24 protein-coding genes and 1 tRNA gene are annotated in these 22501 nt (G+C 71.8%); 9 read left to right on the top strand and 16 right to left on the bottom strand.

The window, feature by feature from the left end:
* Positions 1 to 62: 62 nt before the first annotated feature.
* The 3 genes from RH861_RS03635 to RH861_RS03625 all read left to right on the top strand — a co-directional run bounded on the left by RH861_RS03635 (position 63) and on the right by RH861_RS03625 (position 4696).
* On the top strand, positions 63 to 1616 hold the full coding sequence (locus tag RH861_RS03635) for a CoA-acylating methylmalonate-semialdehyde dehydrogenase (protein ID WP_310519790.1): 1554 nt from the start codon (positions 63 to 65) through the stop codon (positions 1614 to 1616).
* A gap of 96 nt (positions 1617 to 1712) precedes the next feature.
* The gene (locus tag RH861_RS03630; RefSeq protein ID WP_310519789.1) at positions 1713 to 3143 is read left to right on the top strand and encodes an aspartate aminotransferase family protein; all 1431 of its coding nucleotides are present in this window, start codon (positions 1713 to 1715) and stop codon (positions 3141 to 3143) included.
* A 65-nt stretch (positions 3144 to 3208) separates the two neighbouring features.
* Positions 3209 to 4696: a flavin monoamine oxidase family protein gene (locus RH861_RS03625; RefSeq protein WP_310519788.1), complete on the top strand. Its 1488-nt coding sequence runs from the start codon at positions 3209 to 3211 to the stop codon at positions 4694 to 4696.
* Positions 4697 to 4712: 16 nt separating this feature from the next.
* On the opposite strand, the gene RH861_RS03620 is transcribed toward RH861_RS03625, so the two are convergent.
* From RH861_RS03620 to RH861_RS03605, 4 genes are all read right to left on the bottom strand, one after another.
* Complete coding sequence (locus RH861_RS03620; protein ID WP_310519787.1) at positions 4713 to 5504, bottom strand: Pr6Pr family membrane protein; 792 nt, start codon at positions 5502 to 5504, stop codon at positions 4713 to 4715.
* A gap of 56 nt (positions 5505 to 5560) precedes the next feature.
* Positions 5561 to 6349 carry an amino acid ABC transporter ATP-binding protein gene (locus tag RH861_RS03615; RefSeq protein ID WP_310519786.1) on the bottom strand — a complete coding sequence of 263 codons (789 nt, stop codon included), beginning with the start codon at positions 6347 to 6349 and terminating at the stop codon, positions 5561 to 5563.
* A complete protein-coding gene (locus RH861_RS03610; protein ID WP_310519785.1) occupies positions 6336 to 7001 on the bottom strand; it encodes an amino acid ABC transporter permease in 666 nt (221 codons plus the stop codon). Before RH861_RS03610 ends, RH861_RS03615 begins: the two co-directional genes overlap by 14 nt.
* A gap of 127 nt (positions 7002 to 7128) precedes the next feature.
* Positions 7129 to 7947 (bottom strand): amino acid ABC transporter substrate-binding protein, encoded by an 819-nt coding sequence (locus RH861_RS03605; protein ID WP_248598118.1) that lies wholly within the window; start codon positions 7945 to 7947, stop codon positions 7129 to 7131.
* Positions 7948 to 8265: 318 nt separating this feature from the next.
* Here RH861_RS03605 and RH861_RS03600 point away from each other — a divergent pair, with 318 nt between their 5' ends.
* Positions 8266 to 8601, top strand: coding sequence for a hypothetical protein (locus tag RH861_RS03600; protein ID WP_310519784.1), 336 nt, complete (start codon positions 8266 to 8268; stop codon positions 8599 to 8601).
* A gap of 290 nt (positions 8602 to 8891) precedes the next feature.
* Here RH861_RS03600 and RH861_RS03595 read toward each other — a convergent pair whose 3' ends face one another.
* On the bottom strand, positions 8892 to 10100 hold the full coding sequence (locus RH861_RS03595) for an acyl-CoA dehydrogenase family protein (RefSeq protein WP_310519783.1): 1209 nt from the start codon (positions 10098 to 10100) through the stop codon (positions 8892 to 8894).
* A gap of 42 nt (positions 10101 to 10142) precedes the next feature.
* On the bottom strand, positions 10143 to 11303 hold the full coding sequence (locus RH861_RS03590; RefSeq protein ID WP_310519782.1) for a CaiB/BaiF CoA transferase family protein: 1161 nt from the start codon (positions 11301 to 11303) through the stop codon (positions 10143 to 10145).
* A gap of 217 nt (positions 11304 to 11520) precedes the next feature.
* On the opposite strand from RH861_RS03590, the gene RH861_RS03585 reads away from it, so the two are divergent.
* Entirely contained in the window at positions 11521 to 12888 is a 1368-nt protein-coding gene (locus tag RH861_RS03585; RefSeq protein WP_310519781.1) for an NAD-dependent succinate-semialdehyde dehydrogenase, read from the top strand.
* An 81-nt stretch (positions 12889 to 12969) separates the two neighbouring features.
* Here RH861_RS03585 and glsA read toward each other — a convergent pair whose 3' ends face one another.
* Together glsA and RH861_RS03575 are read right to left on the bottom strand one after the other, a co-directional pair.
* The gene (gene glsA / locus RH861_RS03580; protein ID WP_310519780.1) at positions 12970 to 14217 is read right to left on the bottom strand and encodes a glutaminase A; all 1248 of its coding nucleotides are present in this window, start codon (positions 14215 to 14217) and stop codon (positions 12970 to 12972) included.
* Positions 14214 to 14576: an iron chaperone gene (locus RH861_RS03575; protein WP_310519779.1), complete on the bottom strand. Its 363-nt coding sequence runs from the start codon at positions 14574 to 14576 to the stop codon at positions 14214 to 14216. Before RH861_RS03575 ends, glsA begins: the two co-directional genes overlap by 4 nt.
* A gap of 83 nt (positions 14577 to 14659) precedes the next feature.
* Between RH861_RS03575 and RH861_RS03570 the strand changes: the two genes are divergently transcribed.
* A complete protein-coding gene (locus RH861_RS03570) occupies positions 14660 to 14929 on the top strand; it encodes an acylphosphatase (protein WP_310519778.1) in 270 nt (89 codons plus the stop codon).
* A 130-nt stretch (positions 14930 to 15059) separates the two neighbouring features.
* Positions 15060 to 15290, top strand: coding sequence for a hypothetical protein (locus RH861_RS03565; protein ID WP_310519777.1), 231 nt, complete (start codon positions 15060 to 15062; stop codon positions 15288 to 15290).
* A gap of 38 nt (positions 15291 to 15328) precedes the next feature.
* Here the strand turns inward: RH861_RS03565 and RH861_RS03560 are convergent, their stop codons facing one another.
* The 8 genes from RH861_RS03560 to RH861_RS03525 form a co-directional block, all read right to left on the bottom strand.
* Entirely contained in the window at positions 15329 to 16951 is a 1623-nt protein-coding gene (locus tag RH861_RS03560; protein WP_310519776.1) for a LuxR C-terminal-related transcriptional regulator, read from the bottom strand.
* Positions 16952 to 17055: 104 nt separating this feature from the next.
* A complete protein-coding gene (locus RH861_RS03555) occupies positions 17056 to 17259 on the bottom strand; it encodes a hypothetical protein (protein ID WP_310519775.1) in 204 nt (67 codons plus the stop codon).
* The gene (locus RH861_RS03550; protein WP_310519774.1) at positions 17256 to 17498 is read right to left on the bottom strand and encodes a DUF2188 domain-containing protein; all 243 of its coding nucleotides are present in this window, start codon (positions 17496 to 17498) and stop codon (positions 17256 to 17258) included. The genes RH861_RS03555 and RH861_RS03550 overlap by 4 nt, the downstream gene beginning before the upstream one ends.
* 164 nt (positions 17499 to 17662) lie before the next feature.
* Positions 17663 to 18352 (bottom strand): 50S ribosomal protein L1, encoded by a 690-nt coding sequence (gene rplA, locus RH861_RS03545; protein WP_067950751.1) that lies wholly within the window; start codon positions 18350 to 18352, stop codon positions 17663 to 17665.
* A 146-nt stretch (positions 18353 to 18498) separates the two neighbouring features.
* A complete protein-coding gene (gene rplK / locus RH861_RS03540; protein ID WP_067950753.1) occupies positions 18499 to 18927 on the bottom strand; it encodes a 50S ribosomal protein L11 in 429 nt (142 codons plus the stop codon).
* Positions 18928 to 19081: 154 nt separating this feature from the next.
* Positions 19082 to 20005 (bottom strand): transcription termination/antitermination protein NusG, encoded by a 924-nt coding sequence (gene nusG, locus RH861_RS03535; protein ID WP_067950755.1) that lies wholly within the window; start codon positions 20003 to 20005, stop codon positions 19082 to 19084.
* 68 nt (positions 20006 to 20073) lie between these two features.
* The gene (gene secE, locus RH861_RS03530) at positions 20074 to 20349 is read right to left on the bottom strand and encodes a preprotein translocase subunit SecE (RefSeq protein WP_067950757.1); all 276 of its coding nucleotides are present in this window, start codon (positions 20347 to 20349) and stop codon (positions 20074 to 20076) included.
* Positions 20350 to 20389: 40 nt separating this feature from the next.
* A tRNA-Trp gene (locus RH861_RS03525) sits at positions 20390 to 20462 on the bottom strand.
* Positions 20463 to 20726: 264 nt separating this feature from the next.
* On the opposite strand from RH861_RS03525, the gene RH861_RS03520 reads away from it, so the two are divergent.
* Both RH861_RS03520 and RH861_RS03515 read left to right on the top strand, forming a co-directional pair.
* Positions 20727 to 21158, top strand: coding sequence for a DUF7144 family membrane protein (locus RH861_RS03520; protein ID WP_310519773.1), 432 nt, complete (start codon positions 20727 to 20729; stop codon positions 21156 to 21158).
* Positions 21159 to 21280: 122 nt separating this feature from the next.
* Positions 21281 to 22498, top strand: a complete 1218-nt coding sequence (locus RH861_RS03515; RefSeq protein WP_310519772.1) for a pyridoxal phosphate-dependent aminotransferase — start codon at positions 21281 to 21283, stop codon at positions 22496 to 22498.
* The last annotated feature ends 3 nt before the right edge of the window (positions 22499 to 22501 follow it).

Here is a 22501-nt window from a genome sequence, read left to right as displayed (position 1 = left end):
CCTGCCGGTCGTTCTGTCCGATTCGCGACATCCGGCAGCACCGCACCCACCGAAGGACCACCATGAGCCTCACCGAGACCGCCGCCACCTCGCCCGCCGCGACCGCCGATGTGCCCCACCTCGGGCACTGGATCGACGGCGCGCTGCGCCCCTCCACCTCGGGCCGGACCGCGCCCGTGTACAACCCCGCCACCGGCGCCGTGCAGGCGGAGGTCGCGCTCGCCGACCGGGCCGAGATCGACGAGGCGATCGCCTCCGCGCAGCGCGGCTACGAGGTCTGGAGCCGCTACTCGATCGCGAAGCGCCAGAGCGTGCTGTTCGCGTTCCGGGAGCTGCTCAACGCGCGGAAGGGCGAGCTCGCCGCGATCATCACCGCCGAGCACGGCAAGGTGCGCTCCGACGCGATGGGCGAGATCCTCCGCGGCCAGGAGGTCGTCGAGCTCGCCACCGGCTTCCCGCACCTCATCAAGGGCGCCTTCTCCGAGAACGCCTCGTCGGGCATCGACGTCTACTCGCTGAAGCAGCCGCTCGGCGTGGTCGGGGTCATCAGCCCGTTCAACTTCCCGGCCATGGTGCCCATGTGGTTCTTCCCGATCGCGATCGCGGCGGGCAACGCCGTCGTGCTGAAGCCGAGCGAGAAGGACCCGTCGGCGGCGCTCTGGCTGGCGGAGCTCTGGAAGGAGGCGGGCCTGCCCGACGGCGTGTTCACAGTCCTCCAGGGCGACAAGCTCGCCGTCGACGGCCTGCTGACCTCGCCGGTCGTCCAGTCCATCTCGTTCGTCGGCTCGACGCCGATCGCCCAGTACATCTACGAGACCGCCGCCAAGCACGGCAAGCGCGTCCAGGCCCTGGGCGGCGCCAAGAACCACATGCTCGTGCTGCCCGACGCCGACCTCGACCTGGTCGCCGACTCGGCCGTCAACGCGGGCTACGGCGCCGCGGGCGAGCGCTGCATGGCCATCTCGGTCGTGCTCGCCGTCGAACCCGTCGCCGACGAGCTCGTCGCGAAGATCGCCGAGCGCATCGCGAAGCTGAAGATCGGCAACGGCGCCGGCACGGACGGCGTCGAGCCCGACATGGGCCCGCTCATCACCGACGTGCACCGCGACAAGGTCGCCTCCTACGTCGACATCGCCGAAGCCGACGGTGCGTCCGTCGTGGTCGACGGCCGCGGCTTCTCGGTCGACGGCCACGAGGACGGCTTCTTCTTCGGCCCGACCCTGCTCGACCACGTCCCGACGTCGTCGCGCGCCTACACCGAGGAGATCTTCGGCCCGGTGCTCTCGGTCGTGCGCGTCGCGTCGTACGACGAGGGCCTCGAGCTCATCAACTCGGGCCGGTTCGGCAACGGCACGGCGATCTTCACCAACGACGGCGGTGCGGCCCGCCGCTTCCAGAACGAGGTGGAGGTCGGCATGGTCGGCATCAACGTCCCGATCCCGGTGCCGGTCGCCTACCACTCGTTCGGCGGATGGAAGCAGTCGCTGTTCGGCGACAGCAAGGCCTACGGCGTGCACGGCTTCGACTTCTTCACGCGCGAGAAGGCCGTCACCAGCCGGTGGCTCGACCCGGCCACCCACGGCGGCATCAACCTCGGCTTCCCGCAGAACCACTGACCCTTCCCATCTCCCCGCGAGGGGACGCAACACGCCGCGTGGCGGAGCGCGCACACGGCGTGTCGCGACCCCTCGGAACACCTCAGGAGCCATGACATGACCGACACGCTCGTTCCCGAAGCGACGACGGATGCCGCGGACGCGGCCTCGTACGTCGACCGCCGTGGCACGCGGCATCCGCTGCCCGACGCCGCCGCCGACGCGCAGGTGCGCGCCGACGACCGCGCCCACGTGTTCCACTCCTGGAGCGCGCAGGCCCTCATCGACCCGCTGCCCGTCGCGGCGGGCGAGGGGTCGACGTTCTGGGACTACCGGGGCAACGCCTACCTCGACTTCTCGAGCCAGCTCGTGAACCTCAACCTCGGTCACCAGCACCCGGATCTCGTCGCGGCGATCCAGGAGCAGGCGGGCCGGCTCGCCACGATCCAGCCCGCGCTCGCCAACGACGTGCGCGGCGAGCTCGCCCGGCGCATCGCCGAGGTCGCGCCCGGCGACCTCGACACGGTGTTCTTCACGAACGGCGGCGCCGACGCCAACGAGCACGCGGTGCGGATGGCACGCGCCGTGACCGGTCGCCGCAAGGTGCTGTCGATGTACCGCAGCTACCACGGCGGCACGGCCACGGCGATCTCGCTGACCGGCGACCCGCGCCGCTGGGCGAACGAGCCGAGCGACGGCAGCGTCGTGCACTTCCTCGGGCCGTACCCGTACCGTTCGTCGTTCCACGCGTCGAGCGAGGCCGAGGAGACCGAGCGCGCGCTCGCGCACCTCGAGCAGGTCATCACGCTCGAGGGCGCAAACACGGTCGCGGCGATCATCATCGAGACCGTCGTCGGCACGAACGGCGTGCTCGTGCCGCCGCCCGGCTACCTGCAGGGCGTGCGCGAGCTCTGCGAGCGGTTCGGCATCGTCTACATCGCCGACGAGGTCATGGTCGGCTTCGGCCGCGTGGGCGAGTGGTTCGCGGTGAACCACTTCGGCGTGACGCCCGACCTCATCACCTTCGCGAAGGGCGTGAACTCGGGCTACGTGCCGCTCGGCGGCGTCGTGATCTCGCAGCGCATCGCGTCGCACTTCGACACCGTGCCGTTCGCCGGCGGGCTCACCTACTCGGGACACCCGCTCGCGTGCGCGGCGGGCGTCGCGACGTTCGAGGTGTTCGAGCGCGACGGCATCCTCGAGCGCGTGCGCGACCTCGGCGAGCGCGTCGTCGGTCCGCGCCTGCGCGAGATCGCGGAGCGGCATCCGTCGGTCGGCGAGGTGCGCGGACTCGGGCTGTTCTGGGCGATCGAGCTGGTCCGCGACCGGGAGACGCGCGAGCCGCTCGTGCCGTTCAACGCCTCGGGGGCGGATGCCGCGCCGATGGCGAAGGTCGCGGCCGCGTGCAAGCAGGCCGGGCTGTGGCCGTTCATCCACTTCAACCGCATGCACGTCGCGCCGCCGCTCGTCATCACCGAGGAGGAACTCGTGCGCGGGCTCGACATCATCGACGCCGCGCTCGACCTGGCCGACGCCGAGCTCGACTGACGCACGGGCGACCAGGAGTCGCGTGGCGGGAGGTCGGTCCGCCGGGAGCGGCTAGCCTGAGGCACATGGACGCTCGGGGGCCCGCCGGTGGGATGCCGCGGCGCGCGTTCCTCGCGGCCGCGCTCTCGGGCGCGGCCCTCACGCTCGCCGCGTGCACCGACGGTCGCCCCGATCCCACCGGGTCTCCGGGGCCGACGGGCACGCGCACGCCGACCCCGACGTCGACGCCGGGCGGGGTGCCGCAGCCCGTCGCGTTCCGCCGTTCCCGCTGGACCGCCGACCCGTTCGTCCGCGGCGCCTACAGCTTCGACGGCGTGGGAACCACGGACGACCTGCGCTCCGCCCTCGGCGAGCCCGTCGAGGGTCGCCTGGTGATCGCGGGCGAGGCGACCTCGGCCACGGCACCCGGCACGGTCCACGGCGCCTACAACGAGGGGCTCCGCGCCGGGCGCGTGATCGCGGAGCTCGCCGAGGAGGGCGATCGCGTCGCCGTGATCGGCGCGGGCATCGCGGGGCTCGCCGCCGCCCGCACGCTCGCCGACCGCGGCATCGACGTGGTCGTCATCGAGGCATCCGACCGGCTCGGCGGCCGCCTCCACTCGATCGATGACGACGACTTCGCCGGGCCGGTCGAACTGGGCAGTCCGTTCGTGTCCGACCTGGCCACGATGCGATCGGTGCTGCGGAGGGCGGCGGTACCGACCCGGCGGTTCACTCCCGTGCTGGAGGCGCGCACTCCGAACGGCGCCAACCTGGGCACGCCTCCGCCGACCGGCACCGCCGCGATCGCCGCGGCACACGAGTGGGCGCTCGCGCAGCCGTCGGACGTGTCCCTCACCACCGCACTCGTCGACTCCGGGGTCGTGCCGCTCCCCGGCGAAGCCGACGACTTCGGGCTCACGCCGACGGACTGGCTCCGCCACGCCCTGTCGACCGGCATCGAGCCGGCCACCGGGGCGACGGCGACGCGCCTGTCCGCGAAACGCCTCGACCTGGGACGCGTGTGGCGCCCGACGGGTCAGGTCACGGGCGGGTGGTCGGGGCTCCTCGAGACGCTCGCCGACGGCGTCGACATCGCCGGCGCCAGCGTCGTCACCGAGGTGGCCCTCGACGACCGCGGGGTCGGCCTCCGACTCGACTCTGGGGAGTCGATCCGCGTGCAGCGTGCCATCGTGACCGCCTCGGTCGGCGTGCTGCGGACCGACACGATCGCCTTCGACCCGCCGCTGCCGCTCCGCCACCAGCGGGCCGTCTCGCTGCTCGGAATGGGCGCGGTCGACCTCGTCTGGCTCCGGTTCGACACGCCCTTCTGGCGGTCCGAGACGGATGCCACGCCGGGCCCCCTCCCCGGGCGCGGCACGCCGAACGTGCTCACGGTCGTCGGCGAGACTCCGACCGTCGCGGCGTGGCTCGACCTCGGCGACGACCCGCGGCGGCCGATGCTCGTCGGGGTCCTCGCCGCCGAGCACGCGCGTCGCGTCGCCGCGATCGACGACGACGACGAGGCGCTCGACGTCGTGCTCGACGCGCTCGCGCCGTTCGTCGCGACCTAGCGGACGCCCCCCGGTCCTATCGTCGGTCCGCCCCGACGAGCCATTCGGCGGGCGAACCGGGCGATGCGGCATCCGCTCGCGTCGCGGCATCCGCAGCCTCGGCCTCGAACCGCCGCCGGTGGATGCGCTGCCGGAGCCCGCGCCGTTCGAGGCGCCGGTGGACGGCGACCAGCACCGAGGTCAGCGCGACGAAGATGAGCAGCACCATCGCGCAGTACGCGGCCACGCCGCCGTAGCCGCCGACCTGCGTCTCGTCGAGGAAGAAGTACGGGTACCAGCCGATCTGCGCGCCGCGCAGGAGCGTGTACACGAGCCACACCGAGGGGAAGAGCAGCACGAACCCGATGGTCGACCACGGGACGGGCGGATTCACCGCGAGGATCGCATCCATGGTCCATGCGATGAGGGCGAGCAGGGGCACCACGAAGTGCAGCAGCGTGTCGGACCAGGGGATGTCGAGTCGGTAGTCGCGGCTCGACGCCTGCGCCGCGATCAGCGCGAACACCACCCCCGAGACGAGGAGGTAGACCGTGACCATCGTGCGGAAAGCGCCGAGCCACACGGGGTCCCGCGGACGGAACCAGGCGAACCAGGCCGCGACCAGCAGCGTGACCACCGCGAGCATCGCCGACTGGATGGTGAAGTAGCTGAAGAAGTTCACCGACGCGAACAGCGGGAAGCGCAGGACGTACTCGTAGTTGCCGACGAGCGCCACGATCTCGAGCACGGCGATGCCGAGCCGGAAGGCGCCCAACCCGCGCCTCGCGGTCGTCACCCCTGCGGCGGAGCCGGTGACGGTCGCGGGCATGCCCTCACGTTACGCGCCTCGCACCCGCACTCGCTGGGCGCCCCGCGCCGGTGCCGTCAGTCGAGCGGCCGCAGGATCCGGTCGAGGAACCGCCGGGTGCGCTCCTCGCGCGGGTTCGTGAAGATGTCCCGCGGTGCCCCGCGCTCGACGATGACCCCGCCGTCCATGAACAGCACCTCGTCGGCCGCCTGCCGCGCGAAGGCGAGCTCGTGCGTGACGACGACCATCGTCCACCCCTCGTCGGCGAGCTCCTTGATCACGTGCAGCACCTCGCCCACGAGTTCGGGGTCGAGCGCGCTCGTCGGCTCGTCGAACAGCAGCAGGTCGGGCTTCAGGGCGAGGGCGCGCACGATGCCGACGCGCTGCTGCTGCCCGCCCGAGAGCTGGAACGGGTACTGGTCGCGCTTCTCGGCGAGCCCCACCCGGTCGAGCAGCGCCTCGGCGGCCGCGATCGCCTCCGCCTTCGGCACGCGCTGCACCCGGATCGGCCCCTCGACGACGTTCTCGAGCACGGTCATGTGGGGGAACAGGTTGTGGTGCTGGAACACCATCGCCGAGCGGTCCCGCATCGCGATCCGGTCGCCCTTCGAGACCGGACGCGAGAAGTCGATCGTGGGCCCGCCGTCGAACTCGAGCTCGCCGCCATCCGGGGTCTCGAGGCCGTTGAGCGCACGCAGCACCGTCGTCTTGCCCGACCCGCTCGGGCCGATGAGCGTCACGACCTCGCCGCGGCGCACCGAGAAGTCGACGCCGCGCAGCACCTCGTTGGCCCCGAACGACTTGCGGATGCCGCGCGCGGACAGGAGCACTGCGGCATCCGTCGGCCGGCGATCAATGGGCGACATAGCGGTCCAACCTCTTCTCGATTCTCGCCTGCCCGCCCGCCAGGGCGAGGCAGAACAGCCAGTAGATCAGCGCCGCCTCGAGGTAGAGGAGCATGAACTCCTGGCTGAATGCGGCGATCTGCTGGGCGACGCGGAACAGCTCGGTCACGAGGATGAGCGACGCGAGCGACGTGTCCTTCACGAGCGAGATGAACGTGTTCGACAGCGGCGGCACCGAGACGCGCGCGGCCTGAGGCAGGATGACGCGGCGCAGCGTCGTCGCGGGCGACATCCCGATCGTGTACGCCGCCTCCCACTGCCCCTTCGGCACGGACAGGATGGCCGCGCGGATCACCTCGGCGGCGTACCCGCCGACGTTGAGCGAGAACGCGACGATGGCGCTCGGCCACGGGTCGATGACGACGCCGATCGCGGGCAGGCCGTAGAAGATCACGAACAGCTGCACGAGCAGCGGCGTGCCGCGGATCACCGAGATGTAGAACCGGGCGATGTTCGACAGGATCGGGTTCTTGGAGAGGCGCATGAGCGCCACCGCGAGGGCGAGCACGAGCCCGATCGCGAATGAGGCGAGGGTGAGCGGGATGGTCCCGCTGATGCCTCCCCAGACGATCGGCCAGAACGACTCGACGAAGAGCTGCAGGCTCTCGTTCACTCGGTCACGTCCTTCCGGGCGTCGACGGATGCCGCGGGCGCGGCCTTCCGCCCAATGTTGCCATCCACGACGAGGGTCGCCGTCCCCGCGGCATCAGGCGGCGGGAACGGCGACACTCGGATACGGACTACTCGGAGACGTCGGCGCCGAAGTACTTCTCGCCGAGCTCGGCGAGCACGCCCTCCTCGCGGAGCTCCGCGAGCGCCTCGTCGATCGCTTCGACGAGCGCCTCCTTGTCCTGGGTGAGGGCGAACGCGCTCTCCGAGGTCTCGTCGGTCTCGGCGGCGACCTCGATCGCGGCATCCGGGGTCGTGTTCAGGTAGTCGAGGAAGGTGAGCTGGTCGTTGATGGTCGCGTCGACGCGGCCCTGCTGCAGCAGCGACACGGCCTGAGCCCAGCCCTCGACGGCCTCGACGTTCGCGCCCGACTCCGTCGCGAGCTCGTACCAGTTGCTCGTGAGCGACTGGGCGGTGGTCTTGCCCTCGAGGTCGTCGAACGAGGAGATCGACGTGTCGCCCTCGTTCACGACGACGACGCCGCGCGAGACCGTGTACGGCTCGCTGAAGAGGTACTGCTCCTCGCGCTCGGGGGTGATCGAGACCTGGTTCGCGATCACGTCGAAGCGACCCGCGTCGAGGCCCGCGAAGATCGCGTCCCACTGCGTCTCCTGGAACTGGACCTCGAGGCCGAGCTTCTCGGCGACGGCCTCGGCCACCTCGACGTCGTAGCCGACGAGGTCGCCCGAGCCGTCCTCGTGGAAGCTGAAGGGGCGGTAGGTGCCCTCGGTGGCGACGGTCAGCGTGCCGGCCTGCACGAGGCCGTAGTCGTCGCCCGCGGCATCCGTCGACCCGGAGCCGGAGCCGCTGTCGCCGCTCGAGCAGGCGGCGAGCGCGACGACGGCGGCGGATGCGGCGGCGAGGCCGAGGATCGTGCGGGTGCGGGTCATGGATGGTGCTCCGTTCGTGACGTGTGGTGGCGGTTCGGCGTGGTGAGCCGGATGCCGCGGGTCGTGGCGCGGCTGCCGGTTCGAGTCCAGCAGGCCGCGGCCACGGGATGAAACCGGATGACGCCGCGTTTCCATTCCCGATCCGCGCGATTCACGGACGATCGGCGGGCAGGCCCGCGATCCCGGCTTGCCCCCGGCTTACACCGGCCCGCGGCGGGCGCGCAACCGGCGGCGCCTCGCCCTCCGCCGTGGCTAGGCTGGCCGCCGTCGAGGGGCGGATCCCCTCGACGAGGTGCCCCCACACCGAAGGAGACCCCCATGCTCACCCTGTCCTGGCTGCTCGTCATCGCCCTCGCCGGCGGCATCGCCGCGCTCGTCGACGGCATCATGCGCGCCCGCGGTCGTGGGACGAACGTCGTCGCGATCATCGAGATCGTCGTCGCCGTGCTGTTCCTGCTCTCGCTGTTCGTCACGGGCATCCCGTTCGGGTCGCTCGTGCTCGGCATCGTCCTCGCGATCGTGCTCGCCGTGCTGCTCTTCCTGCGCGGCAGCGCCCGCCGCGGCGGCATCGCCCTCACGGTGGTCGCGCTCGTGCTCGTGGTGCTGTGGATCGTGCTCTCGCAGGGCTGGATCGTCATCCCCGGCGTCAACTGACCCGCGCCCCGCGCCGCCGAGGCCGGCATCCCCGCGGGGTGCCGGCCTCGGCCGTCGGTCCCGGGTCCCGGGTCCCGGGTCCCGGGTCCCGGGCTCGCCGAGAGTATGCCGAACGACGCTTCCGCGGGCCGCATGCCGATGTTCGGCATACCCTCGTCACCCCGTGCGCGGACTCGAGGGCGGCGAGTCGATGCCGAGTGCACCGTCGGCGGGCGCCGGCGGTGCGGATGGCATCGACTCGCCGGGCCGCGGAAGAGCACGCCGGGCGCGACGAGGAAGCCCGGCCCGCCTCAGAACGCGTTGAGACCCGTGAGCGCCCGGCCGATGACGAGCTGGTGCACCTCGTCGGTGCCCTCGTAGGTGCGCACCGACTCGAGGTTCGCCGCGTGCCGCATGACCGGGAACTCCGACGTGATGCCGTCCCCGCCGAGGATGGCCCGCGCGTCGTGCGCGATCCGCAGCGCCTCGCGCACCGAGTTGAGCTTGCCGACCGAGATCTGCGCGGGCGTGAGCGCGCCGCGCTCCTTGAGCCGTCCGAGGTGCAGCGCGAGCAGCACGCCCTTCTCGACCTCGACGAGCATGTCGGCGAGCTTGGCCTGGATGAGCTGGTTCGCCCCGATCGGCTTGCCGAACGCCTCGCGCGACGTGGACCGCGCGAGCGCCGCCTCGAGGCACGACCGCGCCGCGCCCATCGCGCCCCACACGATGCCGTAGCGCGCCTCGTTGAGGCAGCCGAACGGCCCCGACAGCCCGCGGGCGCCGGGCAGCATCGCGTCGGCCGGCAGCCGCACGCCGTCGAACGTCACGTCGCACTGCACCGAGGCGCGCATCGAGAGCTTGCCGGTGATGGGCGTCGCCGTGAAGCCCGGCGTCGAGGTCGGCACGAGGAACCCGCGCACGACGCCGGCGTCCTCCCCCGCGTCATCCGCCACCTTCGCCCAGACGACCGCGACGTCGGCGAGCGAGGCGAGCCCGATCCACCGCTTGGCGCCGTCGAGCACCCACTCGTCGCCCTCGCGGCGCGCGACGGTCGTCATCGCCGCGGGGTCGCTGCCGCCCTGCGGCTCGGTGAGGGCGAAGCAGCCGATGAGCTCGCCCTTGGTCATGCCGGGCAGCCACCGCTGCTTCTGCTCCTCCGAGCCGTACTTGTGGATGGCGCTCATCGCGAGCGATCCCTGCACCGAGACGAAGGTGCGCCATCCGGAGTCGGCCGCCTCGAGCTCGAGGCACACCAGCCCGTACGCGACGGCGCCCGCCCCGGCGCATCCGTAGCCGCTCAGGTGCATGCCGAGGAACCCGAGCTCGCCGGCCTCGCGCACGAGCTCGCGGCGGAAGACCCGGTCCTCGAAGTCCTGCTCGATGATCGGCGCGATCCGCTCCTGCGCGAAGCGACGGGCGCGGTCGCGCCACTCGAGCTCCTCGTCGGTGAGCAGGGCGTCGAGGTCGAACACGGCGTCGATGCGCGGCGCGGTGACGGTCGGGGCGGCGGTGTCGGTCATGGTGGTCCTTTCGCGGTTCGAGGTCTCGATTCGCGCTGCGCGCTACTCGTCCAGCGGGTTCGTGCGACGCCAGTCGGCGCCGCGGTGGGCGTCGAGACGCGGGGGCGGCGCGTGGTAGCCGGGCGGTGCGGCGGCGAGGCCGATCGGGTTGGCCACCGACCGCACGCCGTCGAGGTCGACGACGGGGGCGAGCCCGAGCCGGTCGGCGAACGCGAGCGCCTCCGCCACGTCGTTCACGAGGCCCGACGGCACGCCCGCGTCCGTCAGCACCTCGACCCAGTGGGCAGCGGATGCCGCGGCGAGCGCGCGCCCGAGCTCCTCGTGCAGCTCGTCCCGGTGCCCGACCCGGGCGGCGTTCGTCGTGAACCGCTCGTCGTCGGCGAGCGCCGGAGCCCCGAGCAGCCGCGCGAGCGTGCGGAACTGCCGGTCGTTGCCGACCGCGATGACGAGCTCGCGGTCGGCGGCGCGGAACACGGCGTACGGGGCGATGCTCGGGTGCGCGTTCCCGAGCCGTCCGGGCGCGCGACCCGTGGCGAGGGTCGACCCGGCCTGGTTGGTGAGCGCGGAGAGCAGGCTCTGCAGGAGGTTCACCTCGACGTGCGCGCCCTCGCCCGTGGCATCCCGCCGCCGCAGGGCCAGCAGGATGCCGGCGACCGCGTTCTGGCCGGTGAGCACGTCGACCAGCGCGACGCCCGCCTTGGTGGGGTCGCCGTCGGGCGCGCCGGTGATGCTCATGAGCCCGCCGACGGCCTGCACGAGGAGGTCGTACCCGGCGAGCGCGGCGCCCTCGCCGGCGCCGAATCCGGTGATCGAGCAGTACACGACGCCCGGGTTCGCGGCGCGCACGTCGTCGTACGCGAGTCCGAACCGCGCCATGACCCCGGGGCGGAAGTTCTCGACGACCACGTCGGCGCTCGCGGCGAGCCGTCGCGCCTCGGCGAGCCCCGCGGCATCCGTGAGGTCGAGCGCCACCGAGCGCTTGTTGCGGTTCACGCTCGCGAAGTACGTGGCCTGCCCGTCGGGCCCGACCGGCGGATGCCACTGGCGGGTGTCGTCGCCCGCGGGCGGCTCGATCTTGAGGACGTCGGCGCCGAAGTCGGCGAGCAGCATCGTCGCGTACGGTCCGGCGAGCACGCGCGAGAAGTCGGCGACGCGGATGCCGGCGAGCACGCCGCCGCCCGCACGCTGCTCCGTGTGCGCCATCCGCCCTCCTCGGCCGATCCGGACCGCTCGAGCCGATCCGCTCGCCACGATACCCACGCCCCCGGGGACCCCTCCTGTACAGGATGTCCAACGCCGGTCGCGGATCCGCCACCGCGTCGATCGCGCGGGCGGGATCTCCGCCTAGGCTTGGGAGTGGCGTGCACCGTCGTCGCCGACCGGGTGGCGAGTCACGTGCACCATCATCCAGAGGAGTCCCATGACGAACTACGCCGTCGTCAACCCGGCCACCGGAGAGACGGTCAAGACGTACCCGACCATCACCGACGCCGAGCTGGAGGCCGCGATCGCCGCCGCCGACGAGGCGCACCGCACCTGGTCGAAGTCGACCACGGTCGAGGAGCGCGCCGCCCTGATCCGCCGCGTCGGCGAGCTGCACGTGGAGCGCCGCCAGGAGCTCGCGGAGATCATCGTGCGCGAGATGGGCAAGCCCATCGAGCAGGCGCTCGCCGAGGCCGACTTCGCGGGCGACATCTACACGTACTACGCCGACAACGCGGCCGAGTTCCTGAAGGACGAGCCCATCGAGCTGCAGGGCGGCGAGGGCTCCGCGGTCGTGCGGCGCTCGTCGCTGGGCGTGCTGCTCGGCGTGATGCCGTGGAACTTCCCGTACTACCAGGTGGCGCGCTTCGCCGGCCCGAACGTGATCATCGGCAACACGATCCTGCTGAAGCACGCCGAGCAGTGCCCCGAGTCGGCCGAGGCGATCCAGCGGATCTTCCGCGACGCGGGCGCCCCCGAGGGCGTGTACGTGAACATCTACGCCTCGCACGACCAGATCGAGCAGGTCATCGCCGACCCGCGCGTGCAGGGCGTGTCGCTCACCGGCTCCGAGCGCGCGGGCGCCGCGGTCGCCGCGGTCGCGGGCAAGCACCTGAAGAAGGTCGTGCTCGAGCTCGGCGGTTCCGACCCGTTCATCCTGCTGTCGACCGACGACCTCGACGAGGCCGTGCAGAACGCGGTCGACGCGCGTCTCGACAACAGCGGCCAGTCCTGCAACGCGGCCAAGCGCTTCATCGTGATCGACGAGCTGTACGAGCCGTTCCTCGAGAAGTTCACGGCGAAGATCGCCGAGGTCGAGGCCACCGACCCGACCTCGTCGGACTCGGCGCTCGGCCCGCTGTCGTCGCTGCGTGCGGCCGAGGGCCTCGCCGAGCAGGTCGAGCGCGCCGTGCAGCACGGCGCGAAGCTCGTGCACGGCGGCGGCCGCGACGGCGCGTTCTTCCAGACCACGGTGCTGACGGATGTCGCGAGCGACAACCCCGCGTCGAAGGAGGAGTTCTTCGGCCCGGTCGCGCAGGTGTACCGCGCGAAGGACGAGTCCGAGGCGGTCCGCATCGCGAACGACATCCCCTTCGGTCTGGGCTCGTACGTCTACACGACCGACCAGGAGCAGGCGCTTCGCGTCGCCGACCGGATCGAGGCCGGCATGGTCTTCGTGAACGTCGTGCTCGCGGATGGCGCGGAGCTGCCCTTCGGCGGCGTGAAGCGCTCCGGTTCGGGCCGTGAGCTGGGCCGGTTCGGCGCCGACGAGTTCGTGAACAAGAAGCTCATCCGCATCGGCTGATCGCCCCGTCCGACGCGCCCCGCGGCATCCGCTGCGGGGCGCGTCGTCGTCTGCGGGGCGTCGCGTGCACGGCGTCGTCGCTCAGCGGATGCCGGGATCGATGCCCTCGGGCGCACCCGGGAACTGCACGTCGAGGCCGGCCTCCTCGGCCGCGGCGGCCGTCGCGCGCAGCAGCCGTTCGGCCACCTCGCTGACGTAGGTCACGTCGTCGAAGTCGAGCCGGAGGGTGCGCGCGTCCACGTGCTCCACGAGGCGGCCGGCGTCGTGCACGACCTGCTCGGCCGCCAGGAAGTCGAGCTCGCCGCGCAGCTCGAGCGTGACCGAGCGGGTCCCCTCGTCGACCGTCGCCGACCCGACCGGCGACGCCGGGACGCGCAGGTGGTCGAACATGTGGAGGCCGAAGCGGGCCGACAGCTCCTCGAGCATCGCGACCCCGCGGAGGCTGTTGCCGGCCTCGTCCAGGGGCGGGCTGAACACGCCCACGCCGAACTCGCCGGGCCGCACGGCGACGATCCCGCCGCCGACGCCCGACTTGGCCGGCATCCCGACCCGGAACGCCCAGGACCCGGAGCGGTCGTACATGCCGCACGTGGCCATGACCGAGAGCGTGTCGCGGGCGGCCCGCTCGCCCACGACGCGGTCGCGCGTCAGCGGGTGCACACCGCCGTTCGCCAGGGTCGCGCCCATGAGCGCGAGGTCCTCGGTGGTGACGATGAGCGAGCACTGGCGGAAGTACGGGTCGGTCGCGCTGTCGACGTCGTCGGTCGCGAGCGATCCGGCCGCGAGCGCGAGGCCCGCGAGCGCCCGGTTGCGGTGCCCGGTGTCGGCTTCCGAGGTGTACACCTCCTCGTCGACGTCGAGCTCGCGGCCGGCGAATCGCGACAGCGCCTCGTGGATGCGCGAGAACCGCTCCTCGGCGTCGGCCGCCGGCACGAGCGAGGTCGTCACGATCGCGCCGGCGTTGATGAACGGGTTCTCGGGGCGACCGAGCTCGTCGAGGCTGATCGCGTTGAACGGCTCGCCGCTGGGTTCCACGCCGACGCTGCGGTGCACGGCGTCGGTGCCGACCGTCTCGCACGCGAACGCGTACACGAACGGCTTCGAGGCGGACTGGATCGTGAACCCGACCCCGGTGTCGCCCGCGCCGTACACGCGCCCGAGCACGCTCGCGACCGACACCCCGAACCGGTCGGGGTCCACGTCGGCGAGCTCAGGGATGCCGTCGGCGACCTTCCCGCCGTCGACGGATTCCACGACGCGGCCGAGCGCACGGGCGAGCTCCTCGTCGACGGCGGCGCCCAGGAGCCGCGACCGCTCGTTGCCGCTCACCGGCGACCGCCGGCGGACGCATCGATCTCGTCGCGCCGCAGCGACACGAGGCGTTCGACCAGGTCATCGGGCAGCGGATGCTGCGGGGTGAACCGGATGGTGCCCTTGGCCGTGTCGAACCCCGCCAGCTCGTCGGCGAGCGCTGCGATCACGGCGGGACTGAACGGGTACAGCCCGAGGTGCGCCTTCGCCTGCATCACCGAGAGCAGTGCGGCGTCGCGGTAGCGCAGCGCCGGCATGCCGTAGCCCCGGCCCTCGACCGCGTCCGGGACGGTCGCCCGCGCCACCCGGTACACCGCCGCGATGGCGGACCTCGCCGGTTCGTCGAGCCCCGCCACGTACTCGTCGACCTCGCCCATGCGGCTCATGCTACGCGGGGCTCGCGCGGCGGCATCCGTGCGTCGCCGGGTCGGCGGGTCTACCCTCGGGACGAGGGGGTCGCATGATCCGACAGCGCGTCATCGTCCACGGCCGCGTGCAGGCGGTCGGCTTCCGGTTCAGCGCGCGCGTCGAGGCCCAGCGGCTCGGCGTCTCCGGGTGGATCAAGAACCGCTCGGACGGCGCCGTCGAGGCCGAGATCGAGGGCGAGGCCGCCGCGGTCGACGCCATGCTGTCGTGGCTCGACGAGGGCCCGCCCGGTGCCGACGTCACCTCGATGAGCACCGCCGACCTCGCGCCGACGGGCGAGCGGGGCTTCCGCGTCATGAGTTGACGGATGCCGCGGCGGGGCCGTCCCGGCACGCCGCGCCCGCAGGCAGAGCACCAGCATGATCGCGGACGCCACGACGTAGAACGTGTGCAGCACCCAGATCGGTCCGGGCGGCAGGCTGAGGACGTAGGCGGTGTACACGACGTTCGCGGCGTTGATCAGCCCGATGCTCCCGATGCTGTACGACCCGACGTCGTGGGTCCGGAGCGCCTTCCACACCATCGGCAGGTTGCTCGCGGCGAACGCGATCGCCGCGATCATCCCTGCCAGCACCGGTGCATCCATGCCTTCGACGTTATGGAGCGGGCGGCACCGCCGCGTCCGGGAGAGGACCCAAATCCGCGTCGTGATCCCACGTACGTGATTCCACCCATGCCGACGGCTGCGGGCAGCGCGAACCGGTCACACGAGCCCGTTCTCGTAGGCGTAGGCGGTGGCCGCGGCGCGCGAGGAGATCCCGAGCTTGCCGAAGATGTTGCTGAGGTGGCGCTCGACCGTTCGCTCGCTCAACGTCAGCCGCGCGGCGATCGATCGGTTGGTCAGGCCGGTCGAGACCAGTCGGAGCACCTCCACCTCGCGCGCCGTGAGGGTGCCGGTCCGGCGGCTGCCCATGAGCTCCGCGAGGTCGGCCAGCGCGGGCTCGGCGGAGAGCCGCTGGAATACTTCGCGAGCCGCACGGAACTCCGCATCGGCCGACCCGCGATCGCCCAGGCCGAGCAGGGCCCGGCCCGCGATGACCCGGCAGCGCGCCGCGTCGTAGGGCGCCCCGATGGCGTCGAAGCGCGAGGCCGCGTCGGCCGCCGCCTGTCGAGCGCCCGCCACGTCTCCGAACGCGAGGCGCACCCGGGCCTCCGACGCGGCCACCACGGCCTCGAACATGGGCGTGGACCGCGCCGTGCCGGCCCGGTGCAACTCGTCGGCCGCGCGTCGAGCCGCGGAGAGGTCGCCCGCCGCGATCTCCACCTCGACGACCGCGGGCAGCACGGACACGCGCGTGAACCGGTCGTCTCCGGCGGCGTTCCGCCGAACCTCCGCCTGGGCACGCTGGATGCGCCCGGCAACGAGGTGGAGCAGGGCGAGGCCCGGCTGCGGCTCCCACCCCGAGTCCGCGGCGCGACGGTAGGACGCCTCAGCGGAGTGGACGGCGCCTCGCAGCCGCTGGAGTTCGGCCGCCTGGTACGGCGCCCCGTAGGTGGCGCGGAAATCGCCGGCGCGGAGGCCCGACAGCGCCGATTCGATCGATTCCGCTGCGCGGTCCCAGGAGCCGTGCACGAGCTGCAGCGCCGCTCGCAGCGCGTGCCGTTGCCCGCTGAACGTCACGAGGGAGGGCTGCGTCCGGCACCACGCGTCCAGCAGGTCGGTCCACGCCTCGGCCCGCCCCAGGTCGAACGCCGTGAGCGCATCCGAGATCCCCACGCAGCAGATCACCCCGGTCGTGACGGGGCCGGTCCGGCCCGCGATCACCGCGCCGATCGCCCGGTCGTACGCCTCGAAGCCCGCCGCCACGTCGCCGAGTTCGAGGAGCGACTTGGCCAGCCCGAGCGAGGCGTTCGCGTCGAGCTCGTCGTCGCCGTATCGCTCGGCGACGGCCCGCACCTCCTCGAACGTGCGGCGCGACTCCGCGGCGTCTCCGCTCCCGAGCTGAGCGACGCCCGGACCGAGCCGTGCGAAGCCGACGATCGGGCCCGGTTCCTCCACGGATGCCGCGAGGCGCATGGCGCGGGCCGACCAGGTGACCGACCCCGAGAAGTCGCCGAGCTCGACCATCTCGAGCGCGAGCCAGCCCGCGACGCGAGCCGCGGCCGCCACGTCGGACGCCGCGACGTGCGCGGCGTAGGCCCGGGCGCCCGCGTCCTCGGCGAGGTCGGCGAGTCCGCGCAGCAACGCGGCCGTCGACAGCAGTTCCAGGTCGCGGGCCGCGAGGCCGTCGGCCGCATCGACGCGGCCGAGGTATTCGACGGCATCCGACCAGCGCCGTTCCGCGACGGCGACGCGTCCGGCCTCGAGCGTGACCGACGGCGACATCTCGCTCCCCCCGGCGGCCGTCGTGCGCCACCGCGTGGACCGGACGGCCGTCCCGTGGAACGTACCGCCGTCGCGGAACGCGCCGCAAGGACTCCGCGTCGCGGTCAGGACTCGTCGAGCTCGACCTCCTCGTCGGCGAGGTCGTTCTCGGCGTACACGGGCTCCTGCTCTCTCGGGGAGCCGCCCGTGGGCCCGTCGTTGCCGTCGCCCGCGCCGGGCAGCACGGTCTCTCCGGCGACCGCGTCGTTGACCACGGTCTCCTTCGCCTCGCGGTCGGTCTCGATGAAGTCATCCGGTCGGTCGGTCATGCTCCTGCCTCCCCTGCGCTCGTGCGGTCGCCCGCCACGGCCTCGTCCTGGTCGGTGATGACGCCGGTCTCATCGGACTCGATCACGCGATGCTGGGTGCCGAGCCGAGCCGAGAGTTCGCGCCCGGCGTCGATCGCCTCCTCCTTCGAGCGGAAGCTCCGCGATCGCTCCGGGTCGCCGATCACCCGGTTCACCCACTGGCCGCGCTTGGACCTGGTCTCCACATCGCCGTCGGTCATGGGTCGACCTCCTCACCGTCGCGGACCGGCGCGGACCGCCGGCCTCGCGCTCCAGTCAAACGCGTCGGCATGACGACCCGACAGGCGTTGACAGCTCCGCCCGGGGAGGTACGACGAGGGGCCCGCCGGCGAACCGGCGGGCCCCTCGTGACGAGTCAGGCGACTCAGATGGCGTTGACGTCCAGCGGGATGCCGGGGCCGAACGTGGTCGACACGGCGCCCTTCTGGATGTAGCGGCCCTTGGCGCTCGACGGCTTGAGGCGCACGACCTCCTCGAGGGCGGTCTTGATGTTGTCGTTCAGCTGCTCCTGCGTGAACGAGGCCTTGCCGACGACGAAGTGCACGTTGGCGTGCTTGTCGACGCGGAATTCGATCTTGCCGCCCTTGATGTCTTCCACGGCCTTGGCCGGGTTGGGGGTGACGGTGCCGGTCTTCGGGTTCGGCATGAGGCCGCGGGGGCCGAGGACCTTGCCGAGACGACCGACCTGGCCCATGAGCTCCGGGGTGGCGACGGCCGCGTCGAACGCGGTGTAGCCGCCGGCGACCTTCTCGATGAGCTCGGCGCCGCCGACCTCGTCGGCGCCCGCCGCGATGGCGGCCTCGGCGGCCGGGCCGGTCGCGAAGACGATCACGCGGGCGGTCTTGCCGGTGCCGTGCGGGAGGATGACGGTGCCGCGCACCATCTGGTCGGCCTTGCGGGGGTCGACGCCGAGCTTCAGCGCGACCTCGACGGTCGAGTCGAACTTCGCCGAGCCGGTCTCCTTCGCGAGCGCGACGGCGTCGGTCGGGGTGTAGTACTTGCCGGCCTCGATCTTCTCGGCCGCGGCCCGGTAGGCCTTGGACTTCTGTGCCATGTTGGTTCTCCTTGCGAGAGTGTGGTCATCGCGCCTGGCGGGCGCTGCCACGAATGAGAGTTCTGTGGTGACGGATGCCGCGTGGCATCCGTCGGCCCGGTGGTCGAGTCGGCGCGAAGCGCCGTACCGAGACCCGGGCGAGTCGGCTATTCGACCGTGATGCCCATCGAGCGAGCGGTGCCGGCGATGATCTTCGACGCGGCGTCGATGTCGTTGGCGTTGAGGTCGACCATCTTGGCCTCGGCGATCTCGCGGACCTGGTCGGCCGAGATCTTGCCCACCTTGGTGGTGTGCGGGACGCCCGAGCCCTTGGCGACGCCGGCGGCCTTCTTGATGAGCTCCGCGGCGGGCGGGGTCTTCAGGACGAAGGTGAAGGAGCGGTCCTCGTAGACGGTGATCTCGACGGGGATGACGTTGCCGCGCTGCGCCTCGGTGGCGGCGTTGTAAGCCTTGCAGAACTCCATGATGTTGACGCCGTGCTGACCCAGCGCCGGACCGATCGGCGGGGCGGGGTTGGCGGCGCCGGCCTTGATCTGAAGCTTGATCAGACCCGTGACCTTCTTCTTCGGTGCCATGATTTCTCTCTTCCTGTTCGAACGCCCGGCCTGGGCCGGGGCACTCTCCCGCAGGTCCCGGCGGTTCCGGGTTGCGGTGGTCTGTGGTGTGTGCGGAACGCAGCACAACCCTCCGATGATACCGGAGGGTCGCTGCGTGGATGCTGTGTTCGGTTTAGAGCTTGGTGACCTGGTCGAAGCTGAGCTCGACCGGCGTCTCGCGCTCGAACAGCGAGACGAGCACGGTGAGCTTGCCGCTCTCGGGCTTGATCTCGTTGATCGTGCCGGGCAGGCCCGCGAACGAGCCGTCCTTGATGGTGATGGTCTCGCCGATCTCGAAGTCGACCTCGGCCGGGATCTGACGCGCGGCGCCGCCCGCGGCGGCACCCTTCGCACCCTTGGCGGGAGCGACGTCCTTGATGTCGACGAGGCTCTTCAGCATGTTGAAGGCCTCCTCGAAGCGGAGCGGCGTCGGGTTGTGCGCGTTGCCCACGAAGCCGGTGACGCCGGGAGTGTGGCGGATGACCGACCAGCTCTCCTCGTTGAGGTCCATGCGGACGAGCACGTAGCCGGGCACGCGGACGCGCGTGACCATCTTGCGCTGGCCGTTCTTGATCTCGACGACGTCCTCCATCGGGACCTCGACCTGGTGGATGAACTCCGCCATGGCCATCGTCTCGCGACGCTGCTCGATGTTCGCCTTCACGCGACGCTCGAACCCGGCGTAGGAGTGGACGACGTACCACTTGCCCGGGAGGAAGCGCAGCTCGTTGCGGAACGCCTCGTAGGGGTCGTGCTCCTCGTCCTCCTCGGTCACGGCCTCGAATGCGGCCTCGGCCTCGTCGGCGGAGTCGATGTCGAGGGCGTCGTCCACGACGGCGTCGGCCTCGGGGTCGGTCGCCTCGGCCAGCGAGTCGAGCACGGCGTCGAGGTCGACCTCGGTGCCCTCGTCGTCGACGACGTGCACCGCGCGGTGCTCGGCGGGCTCGACCGAGTCCTCGTCGTGCTCCTGCGTGGCGCCCTCCTGGGCCTCCTCGACCTCGGACGACTGCTCAGCGGCCGTGGCCCAGTCGACGTCTTCGCGCTCGTTCCTCGACACTGTTCCTCAATCCTTCTCTTCTGCCGTGCCGCCCGGAGACGGCGGCGGGTATCGGGCCGACGGCCCGATCAGACCCCCGGCTGTCCGAAGACGTACAGAACCAGCCAGCCGAACACCTGGTCCATACCCCAGACGATCGCCATCATGATCACCACGAACACCAGCACGACACCGGTGAAGGTGAACAGCTCCTTGCGCGTCGGGGTGACGACCTTCTTCAGCTCGCCGATGACCTGCCGGATGAACAGGGCGATCCGGGCGAAGGGGTTGCGCCGTGCCGCGCGTTCGCGCTTGGCATCGGCGACGATCTCCTCGCTGGGTTCGTCGATCACTTTCCGGGCCACTCGTACACCTTTCATGGGCCGGCCGACGCCGGCCGGCTCGCAGGGCGGACAGGACTCGAACCTGCAACCTGCGGTTTTGGAGACCGCTGCTCTACCAATTGAGCCACCGCCCTATGCGACCCGCAACCGGCGGATCACATGGATCGAAGCCGCCGATCCCGTTCCCCCCGACGGGCGGTGACCCGGAAGAAGGCGCAGAAGATCTTGGCTGACTTCAACAACCTCACCAAGTGTATGCGACGCCGGGAGCGGCACCAAACCGCCCGGAATCCCGCGGGACGAACGTCCCGCCCGCGGCATCCGCCTCGGGATTACCGTGTCGCGCGTACGGAGGAACGAGCCGACCGGGCCGTCGCCGTACGGGAAGGAGCACGAAGATGAGCAACACCCGTACCGCTGCGCGCACCGAGGTGACGGGGTGGGTCGGCTGGGGATGGTTCGCGGGCACCATCCTGATCATCGCCGGAGCCATCGACGCGATCTACGGCCTCATCGCCGTGCTGAACCCCACGAGCACGTACTTCGTCCGCACCGAGGGGCAGTTGTTCATCTTCGATGTCGCCGGGTGGGGCTGGTGGCACCTGCTCATCGGCGCCCTGCTGATCCTCACGGCGATCGCGCTCTTCGCCGGGCAGACCTGGGCTCGGGTCGTGGCGGTGATCCTCGCCTCGATCAGCGCGATCGGGCACCTGTTCGTCCTCCCGGCCCAGCCGTGGTGGTCGCTCATCGTCATCGCGCTGAACATCTTCGTCATCTACGCGCTCACCGTGCACGGCAGGGAACTGGCCGTCTACAACGATCGAGCCTGAGACGCGCCCGTGGGGGCGGGCGCCGGCGCCGCGGCTGGGGGCACTGCCGCGGCGCCGCTCCGTGCGGGCGGGCTCCCCGCGGCATCCGCTGACACGGACCGGCGCTACCCTAGGCTGGTCGCGTGAACGAACAGCGACGTCTCTCAGCCCGCATCGCCGCCATCGCCGAGTCCGCGACCCTGAAGGTCGATGCGAAGGCGAAAGCCCTGCAGGCCGAGGGCCGCCCGGTCATCTCGTACGCCGCGGGCGAGCCCGACTTCGCCACGCCCGAGCACATCGTCGAGGCCGCGCTCGAGGCGGTCCGCGACCCGCACAACCACCGGTACACGCCCGCGGCGGGCCTGCCCGACCTCCGCGAGGCCATCGCGGCCAAGACCCTCCGCGACTCCGGGCTCGAGGTCGGCATCGGCCAGGTCGTCGTGACCAACGGCGGCAAGCAGGCCGTCTACCAGGCCTTCCAGGTGCTGCTCGACGAGGGCGACGAGGTGCTCGTCCCCACGCCGTACTGGACCACGTATCCCGAGGCGATCAAGCTCGCGGGCGGCACGCAGGTCGACGTGTTCGCCGGCAGCGACCAGGGCTACCTCGTCACGGTCGACCAGCTCGAGGCGGCGCGCACCGAGCGCACCAAGGTGCTGCTGTTCGTCTCGCCCTCGAACCCCACCGGTGCGGTGTACTCGCCCGAGCAGGTCCGCGAGATCGGCGAGTGGGCGCTCGAGCACGGCATCTGGGTCGTCACCGACGAGATCTACCAGAACCTCACGTACGCCGACGACGAGGGTGCGACCGCTCCGCGCGCGGTCTCGATCGTCGAGGCGGTGCCGGAGCTCGCCGACCGCACCATCCTCGTCAACGGCGTCGCCAAGACCTACGCGATGACCGGTTGGCGCCTCGGCTGGATGGTCGGCCCGGCCGACGTCATGAAGGGCGCCGCGAACCTCCAGTCGCACCTCACCTCGAACGTGTCGAACATCTCGCAGCGCGCGGCGATCGCGGCCCTCACCGGGCCCCAGGAGCCCGTCGAGCGGATGCGGCAGGCCTTCGACCGCCGCCGGCGCCTGATCGTCGCCGAGCTGTCGAAGATCGACGGCATGGCGGTGCCCGTCCCGCAGGGCGCCTTCTACGTGTACCCGGATGTCACGGGCCTGCTCGGCCGCGAGTGGGACGGCGTCACGCCGACGACCTCGCTCGAGCTCGCCGACCTCATGCTCGAGCGCGCCGAGGTCGCAGCCGTGCCCGGTGAGGCGTTCGGCCCGAGCGGGTACCTGCGGTTCAGCTACGCGCTCGGCGACGAGCCGCTGCTCGAGGGCGTCCAGCGCCTGCAGCGCCTGTTCGGCTGACCC

Source organism: Agromyces indicus (genome assembly GCF_031432295.1).
Lineage (GTDB): Bacteria > Actinomycetota > Actinomycetes > Actinomycetales > Microbacteriaceae > Agromyces > Agromyces indicus.
Note: the sequence above shows the minus strand (reverse complement) of the source record. Positions and strands in the feature narration are given on the sequence as shown.

Bases quoted from the DNA above. Each gene is read 5' to 3' on its own strand.
- rplA (WP_067950751.1), bottom strand. From the start codon at position 18,352: ATGGCACAGAAGTCCAAGGCCTACCGGGCCGCGGCCGAGAAGATCGAG.
- RH861_RS03605 (WP_248598118.1), bottom strand. From the start codon at position 7,947: ATGACCCGCACCCGCACGATCCTCGGCCTCGCCGCCGCATCCGCCGCC.
- RH861_RS03590 (WP_310519782.1), bottom strand. From the start codon at position 11,303: ATGGCGCACACGGAGCAGCGTGCGGGCGGCGGCGTGCTCGCCGGCATC.
- RH861_RS03595 (WP_310519783.1), bottom strand. From the start codon at position 10,100: ATGACCGACACCGCCGCCCCGACCGTCACCGCGCCGCGCATCGACGCC.
- RH861_RS03570 (WP_310519778.1), top strand. From the start codon at position 14,660: ATGATCCGACAGCGCGTCATCGTCCACGGCCGCGTGCAGGCGGTCGGC.
- RH861_RS03575 (WP_310519779.1), bottom strand. From the start codon at position 14,576: ATGGGCGAGGTCGACGAGTACGTGGCGGGGCTCGACGAACCGGCGAGG.
- RH861_RS03635 (WP_310519790.1), top strand. From the start codon at position 63: ATGAGCCTCACCGAGACCGCCGCCACCTCGCCCGCCGCGACCGCCGAT.
- RH861_RS03600 (WP_310519784.1), top strand. From the start codon at position 8,266: ATGCTCACCCTGTCCTGGCTGCTCGTCATCGCCCTCGCCGGCGGCATC.
- RH861_RS03615 (WP_310519786.1), bottom strand. From the start codon at position 6,349: ATGTCGCCCATTGATCGCCGGCCGACGGATGCCGCAGTGCTCCTGTCC.
- RH861_RS03625 (WP_310519788.1), top strand. From the start codon at position 3,209: ATGGACGCTCGGGGGCCCGCCGGTGGGATGCCGCGGCGCGCGTTCCTC.
- RH861_RS03630 (WP_310519789.1), top strand. From the start codon at position 1,713: ATGACCGACACGCTCGTTCCCGAAGCGACGACGGATGCCGCGGACGCG.
- RH861_RS03555 (WP_310519775.1), bottom strand. From the start codon at position 17,259: ATGACCGACCGACCGGATGACTTCATCGAGACCGACCGCGAGGCGAAG.
- RH861_RS03585 (WP_310519781.1), top strand. From the start codon at position 11,521: ATGACGAACTACGCCGTCGTCAACCCGGCCACCGGAGAGACGGTCAAG.
- RH861_RS03560 (WP_310519776.1), bottom strand. From the start codon at position 16,951: ATGTCGCCGTCGGTCACGCTCGAGGCCGGACGCGTCGCCGTCGCGGAA.
- RH861_RS03620 (WP_310519787.1), bottom strand. From the start codon at position 5,504: ATGCCCGCGACCGTCACCGGCTCCGCCGCAGGGGTGACGACCGCGAGG.
- RH861_RS03520 (WP_310519773.1), top strand. From the start codon at position 20,727: ATGAGCAACACCCGTACCGCTGCGCGCACCGAGGTGACGGGGTGGGTC.
- RH861_RS03550 (WP_310519774.1), bottom strand. From the start codon at position 17,498: ATGACCGACGGCGATGTGGAGACCAGGTCCAAGCGCGGCCAGTGGGTG.
- rplK (WP_067950753.1), bottom strand. From the start codon at position 18,927: ATGGCACCGAAGAAGAAGGTCACGGGTCTGATCAAGCTTCAGATCAAG.